The 18,393-nt window shown below is 46.0% G+C and carries 15 protein-coding genes; all 15 read right to left on the bottom strand.

Annotation, left to right across the window (positions count from 1 at the left end; genetic code table 11):
* Nucleotides 1-813: a carbohydrate ABC transporter permease gene (locus tag ACRRU2_RS14830; RefSeq protein WP_432502752.1), complete on the bottom strand. Its 813-nt coding sequence runs from the start codon at nt 811-813 to the stop codon at nt 1-3.
* Nucleotides 814-888: 75 nt separating this feature from the next.
* Nucleotides 889-1,782 (bottom strand): carbohydrate ABC transporter permease, encoded by an 894-nt coding sequence (locus ACRRU2_RS14825; RefSeq protein ID WP_432502717.1) that lies wholly within the window; start codon nt 1,780-1,782, stop codon nt 889-891.
* Nucleotides 1,783-1,865: 83 nt separating this feature from the next.
* Nucleotides 1,866-3,236: an extracellular solute-binding protein gene (locus ACRRU2_RS14820; protein ID WP_432502715.1), complete on the bottom strand. Its 1,371-nt coding sequence runs from the start codon at nt 3,234-3,236 to the stop codon at nt 1,866-1,868.
* Nucleotides 3,237-3,428: 192 nt separating this feature from the next.
* A complete protein-coding gene (locus ACRRU2_RS14815) occupies nt 3,429-4,856 on the bottom strand; it encodes a LysM peptidoglycan-binding domain-containing protein (protein WP_432502713.1) in 1,428 nt (475 codons plus the stop codon).
* Between the two features lie 100 nt (nt 4,857-4,956).
* Nucleotides 4,957-5,934, bottom strand: coding sequence for an RluA family pseudouridine synthase (locus tag ACRRU2_RS14810; RefSeq protein WP_432502711.1), 978 nt, complete (start codon nt 5,932-5,934; stop codon nt 4,957-4,959).
* A gap of 103 nt (nt 5,935-6,037) precedes the next feature.
* On the bottom strand, nt 6,038-7,342 hold the full coding sequence (gene hemL / locus ACRRU2_RS14805; RefSeq protein WP_331697048.1) for a glutamate-1-semialdehyde 2,1-aminomutase: 1,305 nt from the start codon (nt 7,340-7,342) through the stop codon (nt 6,038-6,040).
* Nucleotide 7,343: 1 nt separating this feature from the next.
* On the bottom strand, nt 7,344-8,342 hold the full coding sequence (gene hemB / locus ACRRU2_RS14800; protein WP_432502708.1) for a porphobilinogen synthase: 999 nt from the start codon (nt 8,340-8,342) through the stop codon (nt 7,344-7,346).
* A 1-nt stretch (nt 8,343) separates the two neighbouring features.
* On the bottom strand, nt 8,344-9,186 hold the full coding sequence (locus ACRRU2_RS14795; RefSeq protein WP_432502706.1) for a uroporphyrinogen-III synthase: 843 nt from the start codon (nt 9,184-9,186) through the stop codon (nt 8,344-8,346).
* A 46-nt stretch (nt 9,187-9,232) separates the two neighbouring features.
* Nucleotides 9,233-10,207 carry a hydroxymethylbilane synthase gene (gene hemC / locus ACRRU2_RS14790; protein ID WP_432502704.1) on the bottom strand — a complete coding sequence of 325 codons (975 nt, stop codon included), beginning with the start codon at nt 10,205-10,207 and terminating at the stop codon, nt 9,233-9,235.
* A gap of 22 nt (nt 10,208-10,229) precedes the next feature.
* Complete coding sequence (ccsA, locus tag ACRRU2_RS14785) at nt 10,230-11,042, bottom strand: cytochrome c biogenesis protein CcsA (protein WP_331697052.1); 813 nt, start codon at nt 11,040-11,042, stop codon at nt 10,230-10,232.
* A 141-nt stretch (nt 11,043-11,183) separates the two neighbouring features.
* The gene (gene hemA, locus ACRRU2_RS14780; RefSeq protein ID WP_331697053.1) at nt 11,184-12,554 is read right to left on the bottom strand and encodes a glutamyl-tRNA reductase; all 1,371 of its coding nucleotides are present in this window, start codon (nt 12,552-12,554) and stop codon (nt 11,184-11,186) included.
* A 191-nt stretch (nt 12,555-12,745) separates the two neighbouring features.
* Nucleotides 12,746-13,144, bottom strand: a complete 399-nt coding sequence (gene speD, locus ACRRU2_RS14775) for an adenosylmethionine decarboxylase (protein ID WP_331697054.1) — start codon at nt 13,142-13,144, stop codon at nt 12,746-12,748.
* 1,432 nt (nt 13,145-14,576) lie between these two features.
* Complete coding sequence (locus tag ACRRU2_RS14770) at nt 14,577-15,167, bottom strand: non-ribosomal peptide synthetase module (protein WP_331697055.1); 591 nt, start codon at nt 15,165-15,167, stop codon at nt 14,577-14,579.
* A 257-nt stretch (nt 15,168-15,424) separates the two neighbouring features.
* The gene (gene yihA / locus ACRRU2_RS14765) at nt 15,425-16,012 is read right to left on the bottom strand and encodes a ribosome biogenesis GTP-binding protein YihA/YsxC (protein ID WP_331697056.1); all 588 of its coding nucleotides are present in this window, start codon (nt 16,010-16,012) and stop codon (nt 15,425-15,427) included.
* Between the two features lie 24 nt (nt 16,013-16,036).
* Nucleotides 16,037-18,370: an endopeptidase La gene (lon, locus tag ACRRU2_RS14760; RefSeq protein ID WP_331697057.1), complete on the bottom strand. Its 2,334-nt coding sequence runs from the start codon at nt 18,368-18,370 to the stop codon at nt 16,037-16,039.
* Between the last annotated feature and the right edge of the window lie 23 nt (nt 18,371-18,393).

The raw sequence follows: 18,393 nt of genomic DNA, 5'->3' as shown, positions 1-18,393 counted from the left end.
TTACCCCTTAACGGCGCCTGCTACCATGCCTTTCGTAATTTTCTCTGACAGCAAGAAGTAAATAATAATTACCGGCAAAGCTCCAAGCACTAGAAAAGCGCCTATCGCTCCATAATTGACGGAGTATTGGCTGACAAAGCTGTATACCCCGAAAGGAAGTGTTTTAAGCCGCTCCGATGATATAAAAGTCGCAGCCAAAATATATTCATTCCAAATGTTAATAAAGGTTAAAATCAAAACCGTCATGATCGGCGGGATGGAAACAGGAAGTACGATGCTCCGAAAGATCCGGAATGCTCCTGCTCCGTCCATAATAGCGGATTCTTCTATCTCATGCGGAATCGTTCTCATAAAGCCGCTCAGAATAAATACGGCTATCGGAATCTGGAAGGCAACATACGGCAAAATAAGTGACAGATGCGTGTTTAATATGCCTATAGTGCTGAACATAATCATAAGCGGCAGCAGCGTGCTCTGCAGCGGAATCATCATCCCTAGCAAAAAGAGCAGCAGGACGAGCTGGCCATATTTCCATCTGAATCGGGTTATTGCGAAAGCGGTCAACGAAGCCAGAAGCAGCACGCCTGCCATAGTAATCGAAGTAACAAACAAGCTGTTGGACAAATACTTCCAGTAGCTGCCGCCCTCGATCGCGGCAGTGTAGTTCTGCCACTGCCACTTGGCTGGCAAAGCAAAGAAGCTGCCTGATAATATTTCTTCATTTGTCTTGAAGGAATAAAGAAAAAGCCATAGCAGCGGATACAGCTGCGTCACAAGCAATAGTGACAAAAGGAAAAAAATAATTATTTTCATAACAGAAAAGCTGCGGCTGCGCTGATCGGTTGCAGGCGCTGTCTTTATATTTCGACTCATTTCAAGCGCCCCCTTCTAAACATAACGTTTTTCCAACCGTTTAAACAAATAATTGATCACGAGCGTAGCGATTAAGCAGACCATGACTAAAAACGAAGCTACAGCGCTGCCATAGCCGTATTTCTGCGAAAGAAACGACATTTTATACATATGGCTTGCAATTACGTCGGTTGCGTTCGCCGGACCGCCACCCGTCATAACCATGATTAAATCAAAGGATTGCAGCGAGCCGATAAAGGAAAGCACGACTGAAATTTTAAAAATAGGCACAATCATCGGCAGCGTAATATAACGGTCGGCCTTGAACCCTTCTGCGCCATCGATTTTAGCGGCTTCATACAATTCTGCCGGAATATTTTGTATGCCAGTAAACTGAATGAGCACGTGGTAGCCCAAATATTGCCACAAAGCAACGAGAATGATCGCAAATATAGCATATTTTGGCTCTGTAAGCCAGGCATGCGTCCAGTCATTCAGACCGAGTTTAATGAGTATTTGGTTAATCATGCCGCCCATAGAGGCAGGATCATATATCGTTTTCCATAGCTGGCCAATGACGACTACAGATAAAATAACAGGAAGAAAATAGCTCGATACAAAAAAATTTGGCTTGCGTACAAATCTGCTGATTAAAATAGCGACAAAGAGCGCAATCGGAAGCTGAATAAGCATAGAAAATCCGGCAAGCATAAACGTCCGGCCGACAGAAGGCCAAAAAACTGGATCAGCTGTCAGCATTCTATTAAAATTTGCCAAACCTATAAATTTAGAAGCGCCAATGCCATTCCAATCCAGCATGCCGCTATAGATCGATATTAAGATCGGTACGAATACCAGGCAGCAGTATACAAACAAGCAGGGCAGCACAAATGCCACAATCGTCCAGCGGGACACTTTCAGCACATTCACGGCGTCTCACCTCTTTCAAAGCCGCTTGCAATCTGGAAAGGAGGAGCGCCGGGCTTCCCCTTTCCAACTAGCTTTAGCCATGTTTAATTGTTTTCCTCATAGGCTGTCTGATGTTCCTTAGCGATAGCCGCTGCATCTTTTTTCGATACAAAAAGACTTTGAATGCTCGTTAGATGCACTTGAGCCGTACCCGGATTCATTGTATTGTCGAAGGCCAGATCGCCGCCCTTCACATCTTTGAACAAGCCCAGTACGTCCATTGCCATATTTGAGTAGCCTGCTGCTTTAAAATCTCCGTCAATATTTTGAGCAACACCGACGGCACCCTTCACGTCAAAAGCTTTTTTCGGATAGTTGATCATAAAAAAGTTGAGGAAATCAAGCGTTTCAGCTAAATGCTTGCTGTTTTTCGATACAGCGAACGCACTGCCCGGGGCAAGCATGAACTCATTCACATCCCCTTTTCCTCCTACCGTAGGGAACTTGAATACACCGACATTGTCATTCGCATTCACCTCGGAGGTTTCAATACCGCCAGTCGCCCAGCTGCCCATAAAGTACATCGCCGACTTGCCTGTTTTAAACAAATTCTCGCCAGCATTATAATCGAATGAAGTCGCACCTTCCTGGAAAGCACCTGCCTGCACTAGAGACTGGAATGCATCAACGGCTTCCGTAAAGGCCGGATCCTCAAAAGTTTTGCTGCCATCCAGCACTGCATTCAGGAAGCCAGGTCCTTGATTCGTGCGCAGCAATATATTCATGAATAAAAATGATCCCGTCCAAGTATCCTTCTCACCGATCGCAATTGGCGTAATGCCTGCTGCCTTCAGCTTCTTTACTGCTTCCACCATTTCTTCAAAGGTTTGCGGCACCGTTACACCCGCTTGCTGGAACAGCTCTTTATTGTAATAGACGATCGCTATATTATTGCCGTCTGGCAAAGCATACAAATTGCCGTCGAAGGTATAGTAGTCAAGAATGCCTTCCTGGAAAGTTCCCTTAAGGCCGTTCTTTTCCACCATCTCATTAAGCGGTGCGAACAGGTCTGCATCTACGAACGGCTGCATTTGAGCTGCCGGATTCACAATTGTAATATCAGGCACTTCCTTCGATGCCGCTTGTGTTTTCAGCTTGAGCTTCTGCTGGTCTGTATTTAAAGAATCCAGCTCGATTTTAATGTTTTGGTTCGCTGCTTCGTATTCGCTTACAATATCACGCAGCATTTGATACTTAGGGTCGGTCGGATCGGGATAAATGTTTTGGAACGTAATCGTTATTTTCTCGTTGTTACCTTTATTCCCTTGATTACTCGTGCCGCCTTGGTTGCTTTGATTTCCCTGATTTCCTTTATTTCCTCCATCAGACGTACCGCCTCCGCATGCAGCAGTCAAGCTGAACGCCGTAATAAGTGCAACCACTGCAGACAGCCATTTTATTTTTCCCTTTGCCATAACATCTTCCCCCTCGAATCATTATGAAGCTATTATGCTTTAGATTGGAGAGGCAAACAATAAAGTTAATCAAGAAGAGATGTTTGTTTTTTATAGATAGCCGTTTGTAAATTGAGTCTGATCTGCAAAAGACAAACAGGCTGCCGCCAAGATTCAATAACGATCTTGGCGGCAGCCTGTTTGCATTATGCCTTATGAAGGTATATATATAATTTGCCCTTCGGATACAGATGGCTCAGAAAGACGATTGTGCTGCAAAATCTCTCGCGGATTAAGACTGTAGCGCAGCGCAATTTGTTCCAGCGTCTCTTCACGCTGTACTATGCATAGCCTGATCTTTTTAAAGCTTTGATCAGAAGCGCTTTTATTTAAAAACATTTTTTTCCATTCCACTTCTTCCTGTTCTTCTGTACGCTCTTGTTCTTCAGCGACTGCTTCTATATCGCTCTGTACAGCCGCCTTGCGCGCAGCGCTTTCTCTCTTGCTCGATTGCAGCAGTGAGCTGATTCCTAAACCGCTTTGCTCCTCGCCTGACTCGCTCACAGGCTTCGCATTAAAGGCAATTTGCAAGCTCTGCTTCTCAGGCGCAGCTTCTTCGCGAGGGACAACAGCTTCATTATGCGCAAAAGAAAGCTCTGTTTCTTCCGCAGTATCCTCCAATTGCTCGAATGACGCCTCCTGCTCAACCGCTGTATACTGTGGACGTTCTTCTTCTTCCTCAGCTAGATCGGAATCCTCATAAATCTCCTCATTTTGCTCTGCATTTTCCGGATCACGCAGTACAGCAGCAGAAGCTTGATAAGAAAGCTGTTCCGCTTGCCATTGCGCCTGCCACTTAGCCTGCTCCTCAGTTTGCCAATTCTCTGCTGCTTCCTCACGGTCATCTGCTGCGAGCTCTACCGTTTCCTGCTCCCACTCTTCCTCATCTGAATCAGAAGCGGCAATGTTATCCCATTGCTCATCAAGCTGCTCTTCCGGACGCTCCTCTTCTTCCTCTTCTTCCTGCTCTTGTTCAGCATCTTCCTCGCTATCATACGCGTGATCAGCGGCATACTCAGCCTCGGCCTCTTCATCCTCATCGCTTGACCGGTCGTATGATATTTCTTCTTCATCCTCCTGCACTATGTAGGAAGAAAAATGGGGTTGATATTGGGAAGATTCGAATTGCTGCGCATGAAGCTGTACTTCATCCGCCCGCTCATGTACAGCGGTGTACACCTCTTCGCTCCAGTTATTTTCTTCCTCATCCAATGATTCTACAAGCAAGCCCTTCAAAGAAAGCACGCCTGTAATATTCAAAGTACGCGCAGACAATATATCAACATCGAAATTGTCAATATCAATCGATATATCATCAAGACGAGAGACCCTGCTCATCGGCAGCGAAATTTCAACAGGAATGCGATGCTCCAGTACTAATAGGCCGTCTTGCTCCTCTTGGCCGCGATAAACGCCGTTCAGCAGCAATTGACCTCTTAATATGGCTTGTTCCCCTTCATCTATAACTGCAATACGGGGAATGAGCTCTATTTCCTCCAATTCATCTATCGCCGCTACATCTTCAGGCAAATGAACACGCTCATAAACATCAAATCGAAGACCATTTGTTTGATCTGACACGCTACAGTCCTCCCTCCATAGGTTGAATGCATTGTAATTAACGGATACATCCACTACTTATCTATATGGTAGAATAGTCATAAGCATGCCTATCAAATTGTTAGTCTTTCATTTGCTCTGCAAATTTTTTAAGCCATTCCGGCCAAGGAGCCTCTACATTTATACGCCGACCTGTAATCGGATGAGGAAAAATAAGCCTTTCCGCATGCAGCGCCTGATGTCCCAGATTTCCAACGCCCCCATATAAGGAATCCCCTATTAAAGGATGGCCCATATCACTCATATGAACTCTGATTTGATGTGTTCTGCCCGTTTCAAGCTGCAAGGCTGCAAGCGAGCAGTCGCTTCCTCTTGCCAGGCATTGATAATGCGTAACAGCCATCTCGCCGCCCTGCGCAACCCTTCTCTTGCCGCTTATATGCCTGTCCTTGCCAATAGGCAGTTTGATGACGCCACTATTTTTTTTCAGCACGCCATGAACGGCAGCTATGTAATAACGTTCAACCTGATTGCTCCGCATCGCCTCATCCAGCCGATATTGCGCAAGGTCATTTTTAGAATAAAGCACAGCTCCGGACGTATCGGCGTCAAGCCGATGAATATGCCTTACAGGAAAAGGCTCCTCGCAGCCAGACATTGCATATTGCGCCGCTGCGATATCGAGCACGGCTGTTTGCCGCTCGTTGGCTTCATGAACCGGCATGCCAACCGGCTTGAGCAATACAAGGCAATAATCATCCTCATATAAAACTTCAATCTGCAGCTTTTCTTGCACGCGCATAGCCTTTACGAACAACGGCTCCTTCTTCAGATCAACCTTCGGAAAGGCATGCAATTGCAAAAAATGGCCGCGCCATTTCATTCCGCCTACAGAAAACAAACGATTTATCCACTTGGCAGGAAAAAATTCTGCTTCTATAAGCCACTGCTTAACGAGATGAACGTGACTTCCCGGTTCTGGCAGCTGCTTTGTTATGCGATCAGCATCAGAAGCTCTCCCGATTTCCCACCTTGCAATAAGCTCCCAATCCAGCTCCATCCATTCTCCCGATCGATTAATAGCAATATGCCAATCCATGTCTTACCCCCAACTGCATAACAAGCCTGCTCTACCGATCAGTAGCGCAGGCTTGCCAGTTATTATTGCTTACAATTTGTATATGCTTTATAAGCAGCACAGGCTACAGTCTGCTTAGCGCCTCGCTATGTGCAGCAATTGTAGCTTCTATATCTTCATCAGAGTGGACTGCTGACACAAACATGCCCTCAAATTGAGACGGCGCCACACTTACTCCCAAATCAAGCATGGAAGAGAAATATGCTTTGAACTGCTCCAGATTCGATGTTTTGGCAGTCTCATAATCAACGACCTTCTGATCGGTGAAAAACGGGCAAACCATTGAACCGACCCGATTGATTGTTGCATCAATGCCATGCTTCGCTGCATTGCTTTTAAAGCCTTGCTCCAGTCTCATCGATTGCTGCTCCAGCTGTTCATAAACAGCAGGCGTTAACAGCTTCAAGGTTGTATAGCCTGCAGCCATTGCAAGCGGATTTCCGGAAAGCGTGCCAGCCTGATAGATTGGTCCGCTAGGCGCAATCATCTCCATAATCTCGCGTTTTCCGCCGTATGCTCCAACCGGAAGCCCGCCGCCGATTACTTTGCCAAAGCAAGTAAGATCCGGTTTTATATCAAATAAGCCCTGCGCACAGCTGTAGCCTACCCGGAACCCTGTCATAACCTCATCAAAAATTAACAGGCTGCCATATTGTACCGTAATGTCTCTAAGCCCCTGTAAAAAGCCAGGAAGCGGCGGAACGACACCCATATTGCCTGCTATCGGTTCAACTATAATACAAGCTATTTCCTCGCCGAATTTTTCAAAAGCAAGCTTGACCGATGCCAAATCATTGTAAGGTACAGTAATCGTATGGGCCGCAATTTGCTCCGGAACGCCCGGGCTGTCAGGCAGCCCCAATGTTGCGACGCCAGAGCCTGCTTTAATCAGCAAGCTGTCCGCATGCCCATGATAGGAGCCTTCAAATTTCATAATTTTCGATCGTTTTGTATAGCCGCGCGCCAATCTAAGCGCACTCATCGTAGCTTCCGTTCCTGAATTAACCATCCTAACGATATCAACTGAAGGCACGCGCTCGCACACAAGCTCAGCCATCAATGTTTCCAGCTCTGTAGGTGCGCCGAAGCTTGTTCCTTTTTCAGCTGTTTTCTTAATGGCCTCTACAACCTCTGGATGAGCGTGGCCCATAATAAGCGGTCCCCAGGAAGCAACATAATCAATATAGCTGTTGCCGTCTATATCAAAGACACGGCTGCCCTCGCCGCGCTCCATATAGACAGGAGTCAAGCCTACTGAACGGAAAGCGCGCACAGGGCTGTTGACTCCGCCCGGAATGACTTTTTTCGCTCTTGCAAATGCTTCAGCTGAACGCTGATCATTTCTTACCCGCGTTTGTTCATTGTTCATGTTAAGCTTCCCCTCTCAGCCAGCGAACCGCATCCTTCGCATGGTAAGTAATAATAATATCTGCTCCGGCGCGCTTCATGCTTAGCAGCGTTTCCAGAACAACCGCCTGCTCATTAATCCAGTCATTAGCAGCAGCAGCTTTCACCATCGAATACTCCGCACTCACATTATAGGCTACTACAGGCAAATCAAATTGCTCCTTCAGCAGCTTCAAAACGTCCATATAGGCTAAGGCCGGCTTAACCATAAGCATATCTGCTCCTTCAGCCGTGTCGGTCTCCGCCTCGCGAAGCGCTTCCCGTACATTGGCAGGATCCATTTGATACGTTTTGCGATCTCCAAATTGCGGTGCCGAATGCGCTGCCTCACGGAAAGGCCCGTAATAAGCGGAAGCATATTTCACAGAATAGGACATAATCGGAATATGCTCAAAGCCTGCTGCATCCAATCCTGCTCTTATCGCCTGCACGAAGCCATCCATCATATTCGATGGAGCGATAATATCAGCGCCTGCTTCCGCTTGGGAAACTGCGGTGCGAACAAGCAGCTCCAAGGATCGGTCATTATCTACCGTAGCCGTGCCAGTACCTTTATCCGCTATTATCACTCCACAGTGGCCATGATCTGTAAATTGGCACAAGCAAGTATCTGCAACAATCAGCAAGTCTGGCACCCATTGTTTAATAGCTCTTGCTGCCTGCTGGACGATACCGTCCTGCGCAAATGCAGAGCTGCCCTCCGCATCTTTATAATCAGGCACCCCGAATAATAAAATCGCTTGAATGCCAAGCTCTGCAATTTCTTTAATTTCTGCTTCCAGCAGATCAAGCGAATAATGATATACGCCTGGCATCGAAGGAATTTCCTCTTTTACATTGCTGCCATGCGTCACAAACAGGGGATAAATAAAATCATTCGGCGTAAGCACTGTCTCCCTTACTAAATTGCGAAGTGCTGATGTTCCTCGTAAACGGCGGTTTCTTACTATCGGAAATGTCATTTTAACGATCCTCTCCTGCTTTATTCGTATAATTTACTATAGCCTCCAGCATATGCTGCATCGTAGAATGCTCCGCCTCTATGGCTGCTTCAAGACCTATCGATCGAATCGTCTGACTCGTCAGCGGCCCGATGCTTGCAAGCGGCACATGCTCCAGCAATTGCACCGGGTTGCCTATCCCGTTCTGCAGCAGCATTTCAACAAAATAGTTTACGGCAGAAGAGCTGGCAAACGTAATGATATCTACCTCCCGCCGCTTAAGCCACCCCAGCGCCTCAAGCTCATGAGCTTGAGCAGCAACTGTGTAATATACGGTAATTTCAACTGCATCTATACCAATGTTTCTTAACGTGTCTGGTAAAATTTTGCGTGCCAGATTGCCTCTAGGCAAAAGCACCTTTTGTCCAGGATGAACCAGGCCTTGCAGCAGCTCCAATAAGCCTTCCGCATGATAATGATCCGGCAGCTGCTCAACATGCAGGCCGTATTTTTTTAAAGCTTCAGCGGTTTTCGGCCCCACTGCCGCAATGCGGGCTTGAACGAATCGCTTCAGCTCCAGCTGCATATCATCCAGCCAATACATAAAGTGTTCAACGCCGTTCACACTAGTAAAAACAATCCAATCGTAAGTTGGAGCTGCCAGCAAAGCCTGTTTAATCTGGGCGATTACATCCGTATCATCTGGTTTCTTTATATCAATCACTGGCAGCTCGCAAGGAATGCCGCCAAGCTGCGCAATGCTTTCCATAAACTGCTGCGACTGAGAGCGTGCTCGAGTAACGACAATCCGCATGTCTAACAGCGGTTTTTCTATGTTGCTATGCACCTTTTTCTCCGTTTCCACACTCTCACCGCCAAATCTGTCTGACTGTTGCCTAACGATAGCTGGGTTATTCGTGCTTAAGTTGCTCAAGAATGCGGTCGGCACCGTTAGCCAGCAACAATTTCGCGACCTCTTGGCCAAGTGCCTCCGGATCGTGCCCGCGACGAATTTCCTTTAACAAGACGGAGCCGTCAGCAGAACCCACTATACCTGTGAGCTCAATAATCGGTGCTGCATTTGCAGCGGAAGTGTCTGGGAATAAAACCGCATTAGCGCCGATTGGCACCTGGCAGCTGCCTTCCATCGTTCCCAGGAAGCTGCGCTCAGCTCTAACCGTTCTATCCGTGTCTGGATCATTGAGAAGCTGCAGAAGGTCCCTAATCGCACCGTCGGCTTCACGGCATTGAATGCCAAGCGCTCCTTGGCCTACAGCAGGCACACAAATATCCTCTGGAATTAAAGCGGAGATACGATCCTCCCAGCCCATGCGAGTCAGTCCTGCAGCTGCCAGCACGATTGCGTCCATGCCTTCCGTCTCAAGCTTGCGTATGCGGGAATCAATATTGCCTCTAATAAATTGGATCTGCAGATCAGGTCTTGCATGTTTAAGCTGACAGGAACGCCTCAAGCTGCTAGTTCCGACTTTTGCTCCTGGCGGCAGGTCCGCAAAGCTGCTTCCCTTGCGCATAATCAAGCAATCCTGTGCAGACAGCCGTTTGGGAGTAGCGCCGTTCATTAAGCCTGCAGGCTGCTCATAGGGCATATCCTTCATGCTGTGAACAGCCAAATCAATAACACCGTCCAGCAGCGCCTGTTCAATTTCCTTTACAAACAACCCTTTGCCGCCTACCTTCGACAGCGTCACATCGAGGATGCGGTCTCCCTTGGTTACAATTTTATGAATTTCGAACGTATAGTTTAAGCCGTGTTGCTCGCAAATTTGCTGCAGCTGATCGATAACCTGGCCGGTTTGCGTCAAAGCTAATGAGCTTTGTCTAGTCCCAACTTTTATTACTCGCTGTACATGATCTACACTAGTCATCACAAACTGCCTCCTATTTAAATTAATGGAACGATGAAAAGGAATCTGTTACTACATTGACGATTAGCAAGCCGTATCCGACCAGAAAAAGCTTTGACAATTGCAGACCTGTCATCGCGTTTACAGCGCGCAAATAAATGTAGCGCACATAAAGGATAAGCCCTGCGAAGGAAGCAAGTACCTTCCAATCAAGCAAATACATCGCCCGGCCTTCTACAAGCAGCGAGGTAACCGCAACGGCCAGCGACATTGTCAGGAGCGGCACCCCTATAATGACTGAGCGCTCCATATATCGGTCAATCGTATCCAGACTCGGAAAGCGGCGCATCATTTTGGACCACTTTTTATTTTTCAAGCGATTATGCAAAAACATATACATGCCCGCAAGCAAAGCTCCAATCGTCAGAGATGCATATGCGGCAAGCACTAAACTGATATGTACATACAGCATCTCTTTCGTTGTCTGCCACAGCTCGAACCGCTGGCTGCCTCTTGGATTGCTGTAAAAGTTCAACGCGAGCACAGCAAAGCCTACGGCGTTGACGAAAAAAACGATTAAATCTATATAAAAAAACCGATTAATAATTAATGACACCGTTACTAGAAACCATGAAAAAACTAATGAATACTCAAATGGATTGATTTGTAATGCTTCATCATGCCGCAGCAGCTGAATAAATAAATAGCCGGTTTGCAGCAGCCATACAAAAATAAGGAGCCCTGTACCTATCCGCTTAGCTTTCCGATTAGCATCAACAAAATCGGAAAAATAGAACAGAAGGCTCAGGGCATATACATAAAGCATTGCATCATACATCCAATTTGCAGATCCCATACTCCCTCCACCTTACAGCATGCTTATCCGTAGATGCCCCCAAGGATAAACGGCTACGCTGTCCTTCTCTTTAACAAAGGAGGCGCGTTTCCGTTAAACCTTCATTTCTTATAGTTTAAAGAATCTGGCTATGAGAGTTAATTAAGAACGTACTAGCGCCGCAACAGATTGAGTTGTATCGGATTTTGTTTTTGCACCAGCAGCCTGCTCGGCCGCTTGCAGCTCTGCCTCGCGCACCTTAGCCAAATAATCATCCAGAGCGAACAATTGCACAAATGTATTCATTGCCTCATCTGCCCGCTTCTCGGCTGCCATCTCTTTAATTCGCAATATCGGATCCTGCATCATTTGATTTAACATGCTTTTCGTTAATTTGCTAATTACTTTCCACTCATGCTCATCAAGGTCAGGCAATTTATTTCTAAGGCTGCCCATCGTTTCGGCATGAACATCAGTGGATTTCGTTTGCAGCGCACGGATAAGCGGAACAACGCCAAGCGTGCGATACCAATCATGGAATAATACAATTTCTTCTTCTATCATCGCTTCAATCTTGACCGCTTCCTGACGACGATGCTCAAGATTTGTTTCTACGATCCCTTCCAAATCATCTATATCATATAAAAATACATTATCAACAGCCGCTATTGCCGGATCCAAGTCTCTTGGAACAGCAATATCTATCATAAATAATGGCTTGGATTTGCGGCGCTTCATCGCAGCAGTTACCTGCTCGCGGTTAAGCACAAAACCTTCCGCTCCAGTAGAGCTGATAATAATATCTGCCTCATGAAGCCTGTCCAGCGCTTCACTCATAGAATAGGCAACTCCATTAAACTTGTCCGCCAGCAATATGGCTCTCTCGCGAGTACGATTTACGACAACAACCCGCTCAGCGCCATTGGCATATAGATGCTTTGCCGTCAGCTCGCCAGTCTCGCCAGCTCCAATAATCATAACGGACTTTTTCTGAAAAGTACCAAAAATCCGTTTGCCCAGCTCAACTGCGGCATAACTTACAGATACCGCCGTTTCTCCTATAGCTGTTTCAGAATGAGCACGTTTTGCCATTGTCACAGCTTGCTTAAACAGCATATTGAATATCGTTCCGGTAGTTTTCTGAGCTTGTGCAAGCAAAAACGCGTCCCTGACCTGGCCCAAAATCTGGGTTTCCCCGATAACCATAGAATCAAGACCGCTTGTAACCCGGAATAAATGCTCAATTGCTTTCTCATCCTCATACATATATAAATGGCTAGTAAAGTGCTCTCTAGGCAGTTTAAACCAGTTCTCCATAAAGCTGCGAATATAATGCCCGCATAGATGATGCCTGTCCACAACTGCGTATAATTCAGTGCGGTTACAGGTCGCCACAATGACACATTCCATGATGCTCTTTGTATCCATAAACTGCTTTAAAGCAGTTGGCAGCTCTTTTTCCATAAAAGCAAATTGCTCCCTGACTTCAACGGGTGCTGTGCGATAATTTAGTCCTACAGTAATAATGTGCATGAGCGAATGCCTGCCTCCTTCTGCCCTTATACAAACGGTTGTCAAGCTACGATAAGTATAGCATAGTTTAACTTTCTCATTTTATTCATTTATGAATAATGTTTGAAAATTCATTTTCATTATTCCCTATCAGAAAAGAAATAACCATGGATTGGACCCATGGTTACTTCAAGCAATTTTAATTTAAGAACTTATACAAGCTCGATTTGTTTCATTTTTGGTTCTTCTACTTGCAGCTCGCCCATGCCACGAACTAGCTTCTTCGCATGAGTCGTCTTCGGCTTCAATACGGATAGCATGTAGTCGATCGCAAGCTGAGGATCAACAGTTTCACCGCAGGTATAGCAGTCAAGTGCTGCAAAGCCTCTCTCTGGGTAAGTATGAATCGAGAGGTGACTTTCCGACAACAACACTAGCACTGTGGCGCCTTGTGGTTCAAATTGCTTGGACTGAACGGATAATACGGTTGCACCGCAAGCCTCCGCAGCTTCTACCATATGAGATTGCAAAAATTCTGCGCTGTTCAGCAAATCAAAATCCACACCCCAAGCGTCAACAGCAACGTGCCTTCCGAAAGTTGAGTATTCCATCTTCCGGTTCCCCCTTCCTAGGAATAAAATGTTTGAAAAATTTCATCCGCTAGGACCTACGTCATTCACTTCTCGAGGGATTAATCTCTCGCAACATTAACCATGTCCTGAGTGAATCCTGGTTCCTAATTATTGAAATACGTTTCACACAGTAAAGATTTCAACGACATTAAAAATAACATCTATCCGCAATAAAAGCAACTGTTTTTTAAAAAGAATTTTTATACTTGTCCAAAAACAGCATTTTATTATTTAAACTGACACCAGAAAAGCGTTCATTGCGTAAATTATTTACATAATTAGTATTCGGAACTCCAGTCGAATATAGTTGCCTATAATGAGGCGAGCGCCATGGTCACACGTTCCGCTATTTGCCTTAAAACCGTCATATTTTCACTTTCGCGGACACACATTCTGCTATTCAGCTCTATCAAGTCGTTTTCCTTCGCTTTTTTAATAAATAGCGGAACGTCTGTCACTTTTCTACCTTGAAACTGCCATTTTGGGCATAATAACGGAACGACTGACCAGCTAGGATTTGAACCTTTAACGAATCCACCCGCTTAGCGATATATGTGAACATACGGCTATTTAGAGCTCTAAGTAATAAGAACGGGGCACGGAAAGCAAGTTTGGAAATGAAAACGGCAGCGGCCGCCTTTGTAGACCAATTTTATACTTTACAGGAGTTATATATTCAAGAAAAATGGACTATAACAGTGGTCGGAATTTCAACTTGATCGCAGTGACACCTCTGTCTATTGCTTTTTCTATTGCTTTTTCTATTGCTTTTTCTATTGCTTATTGCCTATCCACAATGAATCGACACACTCTTTTTTGCTTAGCCGTCTACTAAAGGGATTTCATGTAGTTAGATTGAACAAATTTAGCCAATATTCAGGAATTCTCCTTAACTAAGTACATGTTTTCCCTTTAGAGCAGCTTATCCGCCTAAAAAGCTTGAACTAGATGCACAAATTTAGACTGATGGAAAAGCTCCGCAGCAGCTTAATAGCCCGGATAACAGACCTAAAGCGGGTAAGCCGTCAATTCGTTGTAGTAGTTAAAAAACCGAGCAAAAGTCGTAATGCCATCTGTTTAGAATTGTAACGGAACTGAGAGGCTCTATTTAGTAATAAAAAGGTGTTTTAAAACTATAACGGAACTGTGGAGCGCTATAGGTGATCTTTTCCCTGTCTAGGTAGTGACTTTGAGTAAATAAGGTTTCTCAGTTCCTTTAGATTTTTAGAATAAGCTGATTTCCGTACAATAGCGTGTCTAAGTTCCGTTAGCGTTTTTCAACGGCCTGACAAAATTCCACTTAGATGAACTACGACACCTGCTCGCACCTTACTCGGATGAACCTTGACTCCTACACGAACTGTACTCATTAGCCCAATTAAAAAAGACCGCAATATGCGGTCCTTTTCTGCTAGCCTTCCAAAACAAACAATTTTTTTGTAAGTTCTGCCAATCGATTATCGATTTCCACAATTTCAGTCTTTTGCTTCGTCTGATTACGAAGGTCAAGCAGCTCATTGATAGCTGCATGAACGAGCCTGATTTCACGCTCCACAAGCCTGCTCTGGAAAATACGCTCCAATTGAGCCGCCGTATCCTTATGTTCAAAAATAATACGTTCTCCAGTGCTGGAGCTTTCGATAATTTTGCGAACAGATCCGTTTATATAATGGTATATCATCGTATAATGACTGTAGATTCGATTTACTGTCGCATTGCCTTTGAATGTGGATACTGCTTTGCGCATCACATTCGTCAGCTTTGGCTTAACAAGACGGCATGAAAGCTCGCATACATACGCATGCTTCATTCTTTCGAATGAAAGGCGAACTTCCTCCCTCCCTGCCGTATCGTGAAGAACAAGCTCTTGATTCCCGTTATCAAGCACCATCACTTGCAGTTGAAGCTGCTGCTCCTCCATAAACAGGATAAACTTGGACATTTCATCATGACTTAGTTGCAGTTTGGCGTTTACATACTCAGTGGCTAGCCGTTTAGCCATAAAAATCTCCTCAATTCTTGGAACCTGTATCAGGTCCAGTATCAGCCATTCCAGAAGAACTTGGTTACCCTTTACAGCAAACATACCGTTTTCTAAAAATAGCCTCACTAATATTATACGTGATTAGTACGATGATTTCCTGCGAACCGCTCTCGATATTCAGTCAAATTTCACAAAAAAACGGAAAAATCTTTAACGAAGCCGCTAAATTACGCTGAATCCTCGTCTTTTAAGATGTATATGATGCGATTACGACCCTATGTTGCGATAATTTCGTTAATGATATCCCAAAGCTCATCGCGTCCATGGCCAGTTTCTGATGAAAAGAGGACGACCTTATCCTCCGCATTCATTTGCAGCGTCGTTCTAATTGCCTTCATATGCTTATCCCAGCGCGAGCGCGGCACTTTGTCTGCTTTTGTGGCAATTACAACTGTTGGCACCTCGTAATACTTCAGCCATTCGTACATCAGCTGGTCATCCTTGGTCGGCTCATGGCGGACATCAACGACAAGCAGCTGCAGTTTCAGCTCCTTGCGCTCACGAATATACGTTTCAACCATCTGCCCAAACTTCTCACGCTGCGTCTTGGACACTTTAGCGTAGCCGTAGCCCGGAAAGTCAACCAAATAGACGATATTATTAATGCGGTAATAGTTGAGCTGCTGCGTTTTGCCCGGCTGCGAGCTTGCGCGAGCCAAATTTTTGCGCAGCATCATTTTGTTAATTAAAGAGGACTTGCCGACATTAGAGCGCCCAGCCAGGGCAATCTCCGGCAGATCATCTGCCGGGTATTGCTCTGGCTTTACAGCACTTATTACAAATTGCGCGTCTAAAATTTTCATTTTTTTACCTGCTTTCTGACGAAACTACTCGGCTGCAATCATAGCATGCTGCAGCACTTCATCCATATGGCTGACCGGCACAAATTCCATCTCGGCACGAATGCTTTCTGGGATTTCCAACAAATCCCGTTCGTTTTCTTTTGGCAGAAGCACCTTTTTAATGCCCGCACGGTGTGCGGCCAGCGATTTTTCCTTAAGTCCGCCAATCGGCAGCACGCGGCCTCGCAACGTAATTTCTCCGGTCATCGCTACTTCCTTATTGACATAACGATTAGTAAGCGCGGAAATGAGCGCAGTTGCCATCGTGATGCCTGCTGAAGGGCCATCCTTCGGAATAGCTCCTTCAGGGATATGAATATGAATATCGTTCTTCTCATGAAAATCCGGAGCAATTTGCAGCTCTGCGGATTTGGAGCGGATATAGCTGAAGGCTGCCTGCGCAGATTCCTTCATCACGTCGCCCAGCTTGCCGGTAAGTGTCAGCTTGCCGCTGCCCGGCATAACCGTTACTTCAATGACTAGCGTATCGCCGCCTACCTCCGTCCATGCCAAACCAGTAACGGCTCCGATTTGATGCTCGCTTTCCGCAAGCCCGAATCGGAATTTAGCTGGACCAAGCCATTCCTTCAGAAGCACTTCAGTGACCTCAACCTTCTGCTCGCCATTTTTGGACGATACAAGCAGCTTGGCTGCCTTGCGGCATACGGCAGCAATTTGCTGCTCCAGATTTCGAACGCCTGATTCACGCGTATAATTACGAATAATTTGCAACAGTACTTCCTGTGATACAGTAAGCTGCTCCTCTGTCAGGCCATGCTCCTTTATTTGCTTCGGAAGCAAGTATTTCCGGCCAATCTCCAGCTTTTCCAGCTCTGTATAGCCAGGAATATACAAAACCTCTAGACGGTCAAGCAGAGGTCTAGGAATTTGATGCAGCGCATTAGCTGTAGTAACGAACATCACATGCGACAAATCATAGGGAACCTCAATATAATGATCGCTGAACGTATGATTTTGTTCTGGGTCGAGCACCTCAAGCAGGGCGGAAGCAGGGTCGCCGCGGAAATCCATTGCCATTTTATCAATTTCATCCAGCAAAAATACCGGATTCAAGCTGCCTGCCGTTTTCATACCTTGCATAATCCGTCCTGGCATTGCACCTACATAGGTCCGGCGATGTCCGCGGATTTCCGCTTCATCGCGCACGCCGCCAAGCGAAATTCGAACAAATTTGCGGCCCAGCGACTTAGCAATGGAACGAGCCAGCGAGGTTTTTCCGACACCGGGAGGTCCTACAAGACACAAAATAGGCCCCTTAAGCTTTTGGACAAGCTTCTGAACGGCCAAATACTCCAGCACACGCTCCTTCGGCTTATCCAGCCCGAAATGATCATCATTCAATATTTGCTCCGCTCTGTCCAGGTCCAAATCATCCTCGGTCGTCTCTTTCCAAGGAATCGCTAAAAGCCAGTCAATATAGTTGCGGATAATTCCGCCCTCTGCGGATGCCGAAGGCATTTTTTCTAGCCTGTCGATTTCTTTTTTTACTTTCTCCTCAATAGCTTCCGGCATGCCTGCTTCAGCAAGCTGCGCTCTAAGCTCATCCACTTCCCCTGCTCGGCCTTCCTTTTCGCCCAGTTCCTTCTGAATCGCCTTCATCTGCTCGCGCAAATAATATTCCTTCTGCGTCTTTTCCATCTGCTTCTTCACGCGCTGGCTAATCTGCCTCTCCAGTTCAAGCACCTCGCGCTCATTATGCAGCAAATCGAGCAGCCGCTCCAAGCGCCTGCCTACATCAACCAGCTCCAAAATATCCTGCTTATCTCTAATCTTAAGCGACAGATGGCTCGTTACTACATCCGCTAGACGTCCTGGGTCATCAATATCCGCTACCGCCGCATAGGTTTCAGGGGTAACCTTCTTGGACAAGGTAATATAATGCTCAAATTGGCTAAGCACCGAGCGCATTAAGGCTGACACTTCCGGATCATCGGATTCCTGCTCTGGAAGCTCCATCGCCATTACCTCATAAAACTGATCATTGTTTAAATAGCTCGTAATTTCAGCACGAGTGACTCCTTCAACCAATACGCGTATCGTCCCGTTCGGAAGCTTCAGCATTTGCCGTATTTTCGCAATCGTTCCGACTTTATAAATATCCGCTTCCGCAGGCTCCTCAATATTGACCTCAGATTGCGAGCAAAGCAAAATCATATGGTCATCAACCATCGCTTTCTCAAGCGCGCGTACCGACTTATCCCTTCCCACGTCTAAGTGGAGCACCATGCTGGGATATACGAGCAGCCCCCGCAAAGGAAGCAAGGGCAGCTTGCGGCTTTTCGCCTTACTATTGCCCATACCAGCACCTCCATTGATGTCTT

The sequence above is a fragment of the Paenibacillus sp. GXUN7292 genome, from assembly GCF_050864975.1.
Classification (GTDB): Bacteria; Bacillota; Bacilli; order Paenibacillales; family Paenibacillaceae; genus Pristimantibacillus.
Note: the sequence above shows the minus strand (reverse complement) of the source record. Positions and strands in the feature narration are given on the sequence as shown.

What these genes read in the sequence shown, in the direction of transcription:
- ACRRU2_RS14830 (WP_432502752.1), bottom strand. Translation starts at nt 813, where the DNA reads ATGAAAATAATTATTTTTTTCCTTTTGTCACTATTGCTTGTGACGCAG.
- ACRRU2_RS14820 (WP_432502715.1), bottom strand. Translation starts at nt 3,236, where the DNA reads ATGGCAAAGGGAAAAATAAAATGGCTGTCTGCAGTGGTTGCACTTATT.
- ACRRU2_RS14810 (WP_432502711.1), bottom strand. Translation starts at nt 5,934, where the DNA reads ATGGATTGGCATATTGCTATTAATCGATCGGGAGAATGGATGGAGCTG.
- hemL (WP_331697048.1), bottom strand. Translation starts at nt 7,342, where the DNA reads ATGAACAATGAACAAACGCGGGTAAGAAATGATCAGCGTTCAGCTGAA.
- hemB (WP_432502708.1), bottom strand. Translation starts at nt 8,342, where the DNA reads ATGACATTTCCGATAGTAAGAAACCGCCGTTTACGAGGAACATCAGCA.
- hemC (WP_432502704.1), bottom strand. Translation starts at nt 10,207, where the DNA reads ATGACTAGTGTAGATCATGTACAGCGAGTAATAAAAGTTGGGACTAGA.
- ccsA (WP_331697052.1), bottom strand. Translation starts at nt 11,042, where the DNA reads ATGGGATCTGCAAATTGGATGTATGATGCAATGCTTTATGTATATGCC.
- hemA (WP_331697053.1), bottom strand. Translation starts at nt 12,554, where the DNA reads ATGCACATTATTACTGTAGGACTAAATTATCGCACAGCACCCGTTGAA.
- speD (WP_331697054.1), bottom strand. Translation starts at nt 13,144, where the DNA reads ATGGAATACTCAACTTTCGGAAGGCACGTTGCTGTTGACGCTTGGGGT.
- ACRRU2_RS14770 (WP_331697055.1), bottom strand. Translation starts at nt 15,167, where the DNA reads ATGGCTAAACGGCTAGCCACTGAGTATGTAAACGCCAAACTGCAACTA.
- yihA (WP_331697056.1), bottom strand. Translation starts at nt 16,012, where the DNA reads ATGAAAATTTTAGACGCGCAATTTGTAATAAGTGCTGTAAAGCCAGAG.
- lon (WP_331697057.1), bottom strand. Translation starts at nt 18,370, where the DNA reads ATGGGCAATAGTAAGGCGAAAAGCCGCAAGCTGCCCTTGCTTCCTTTG.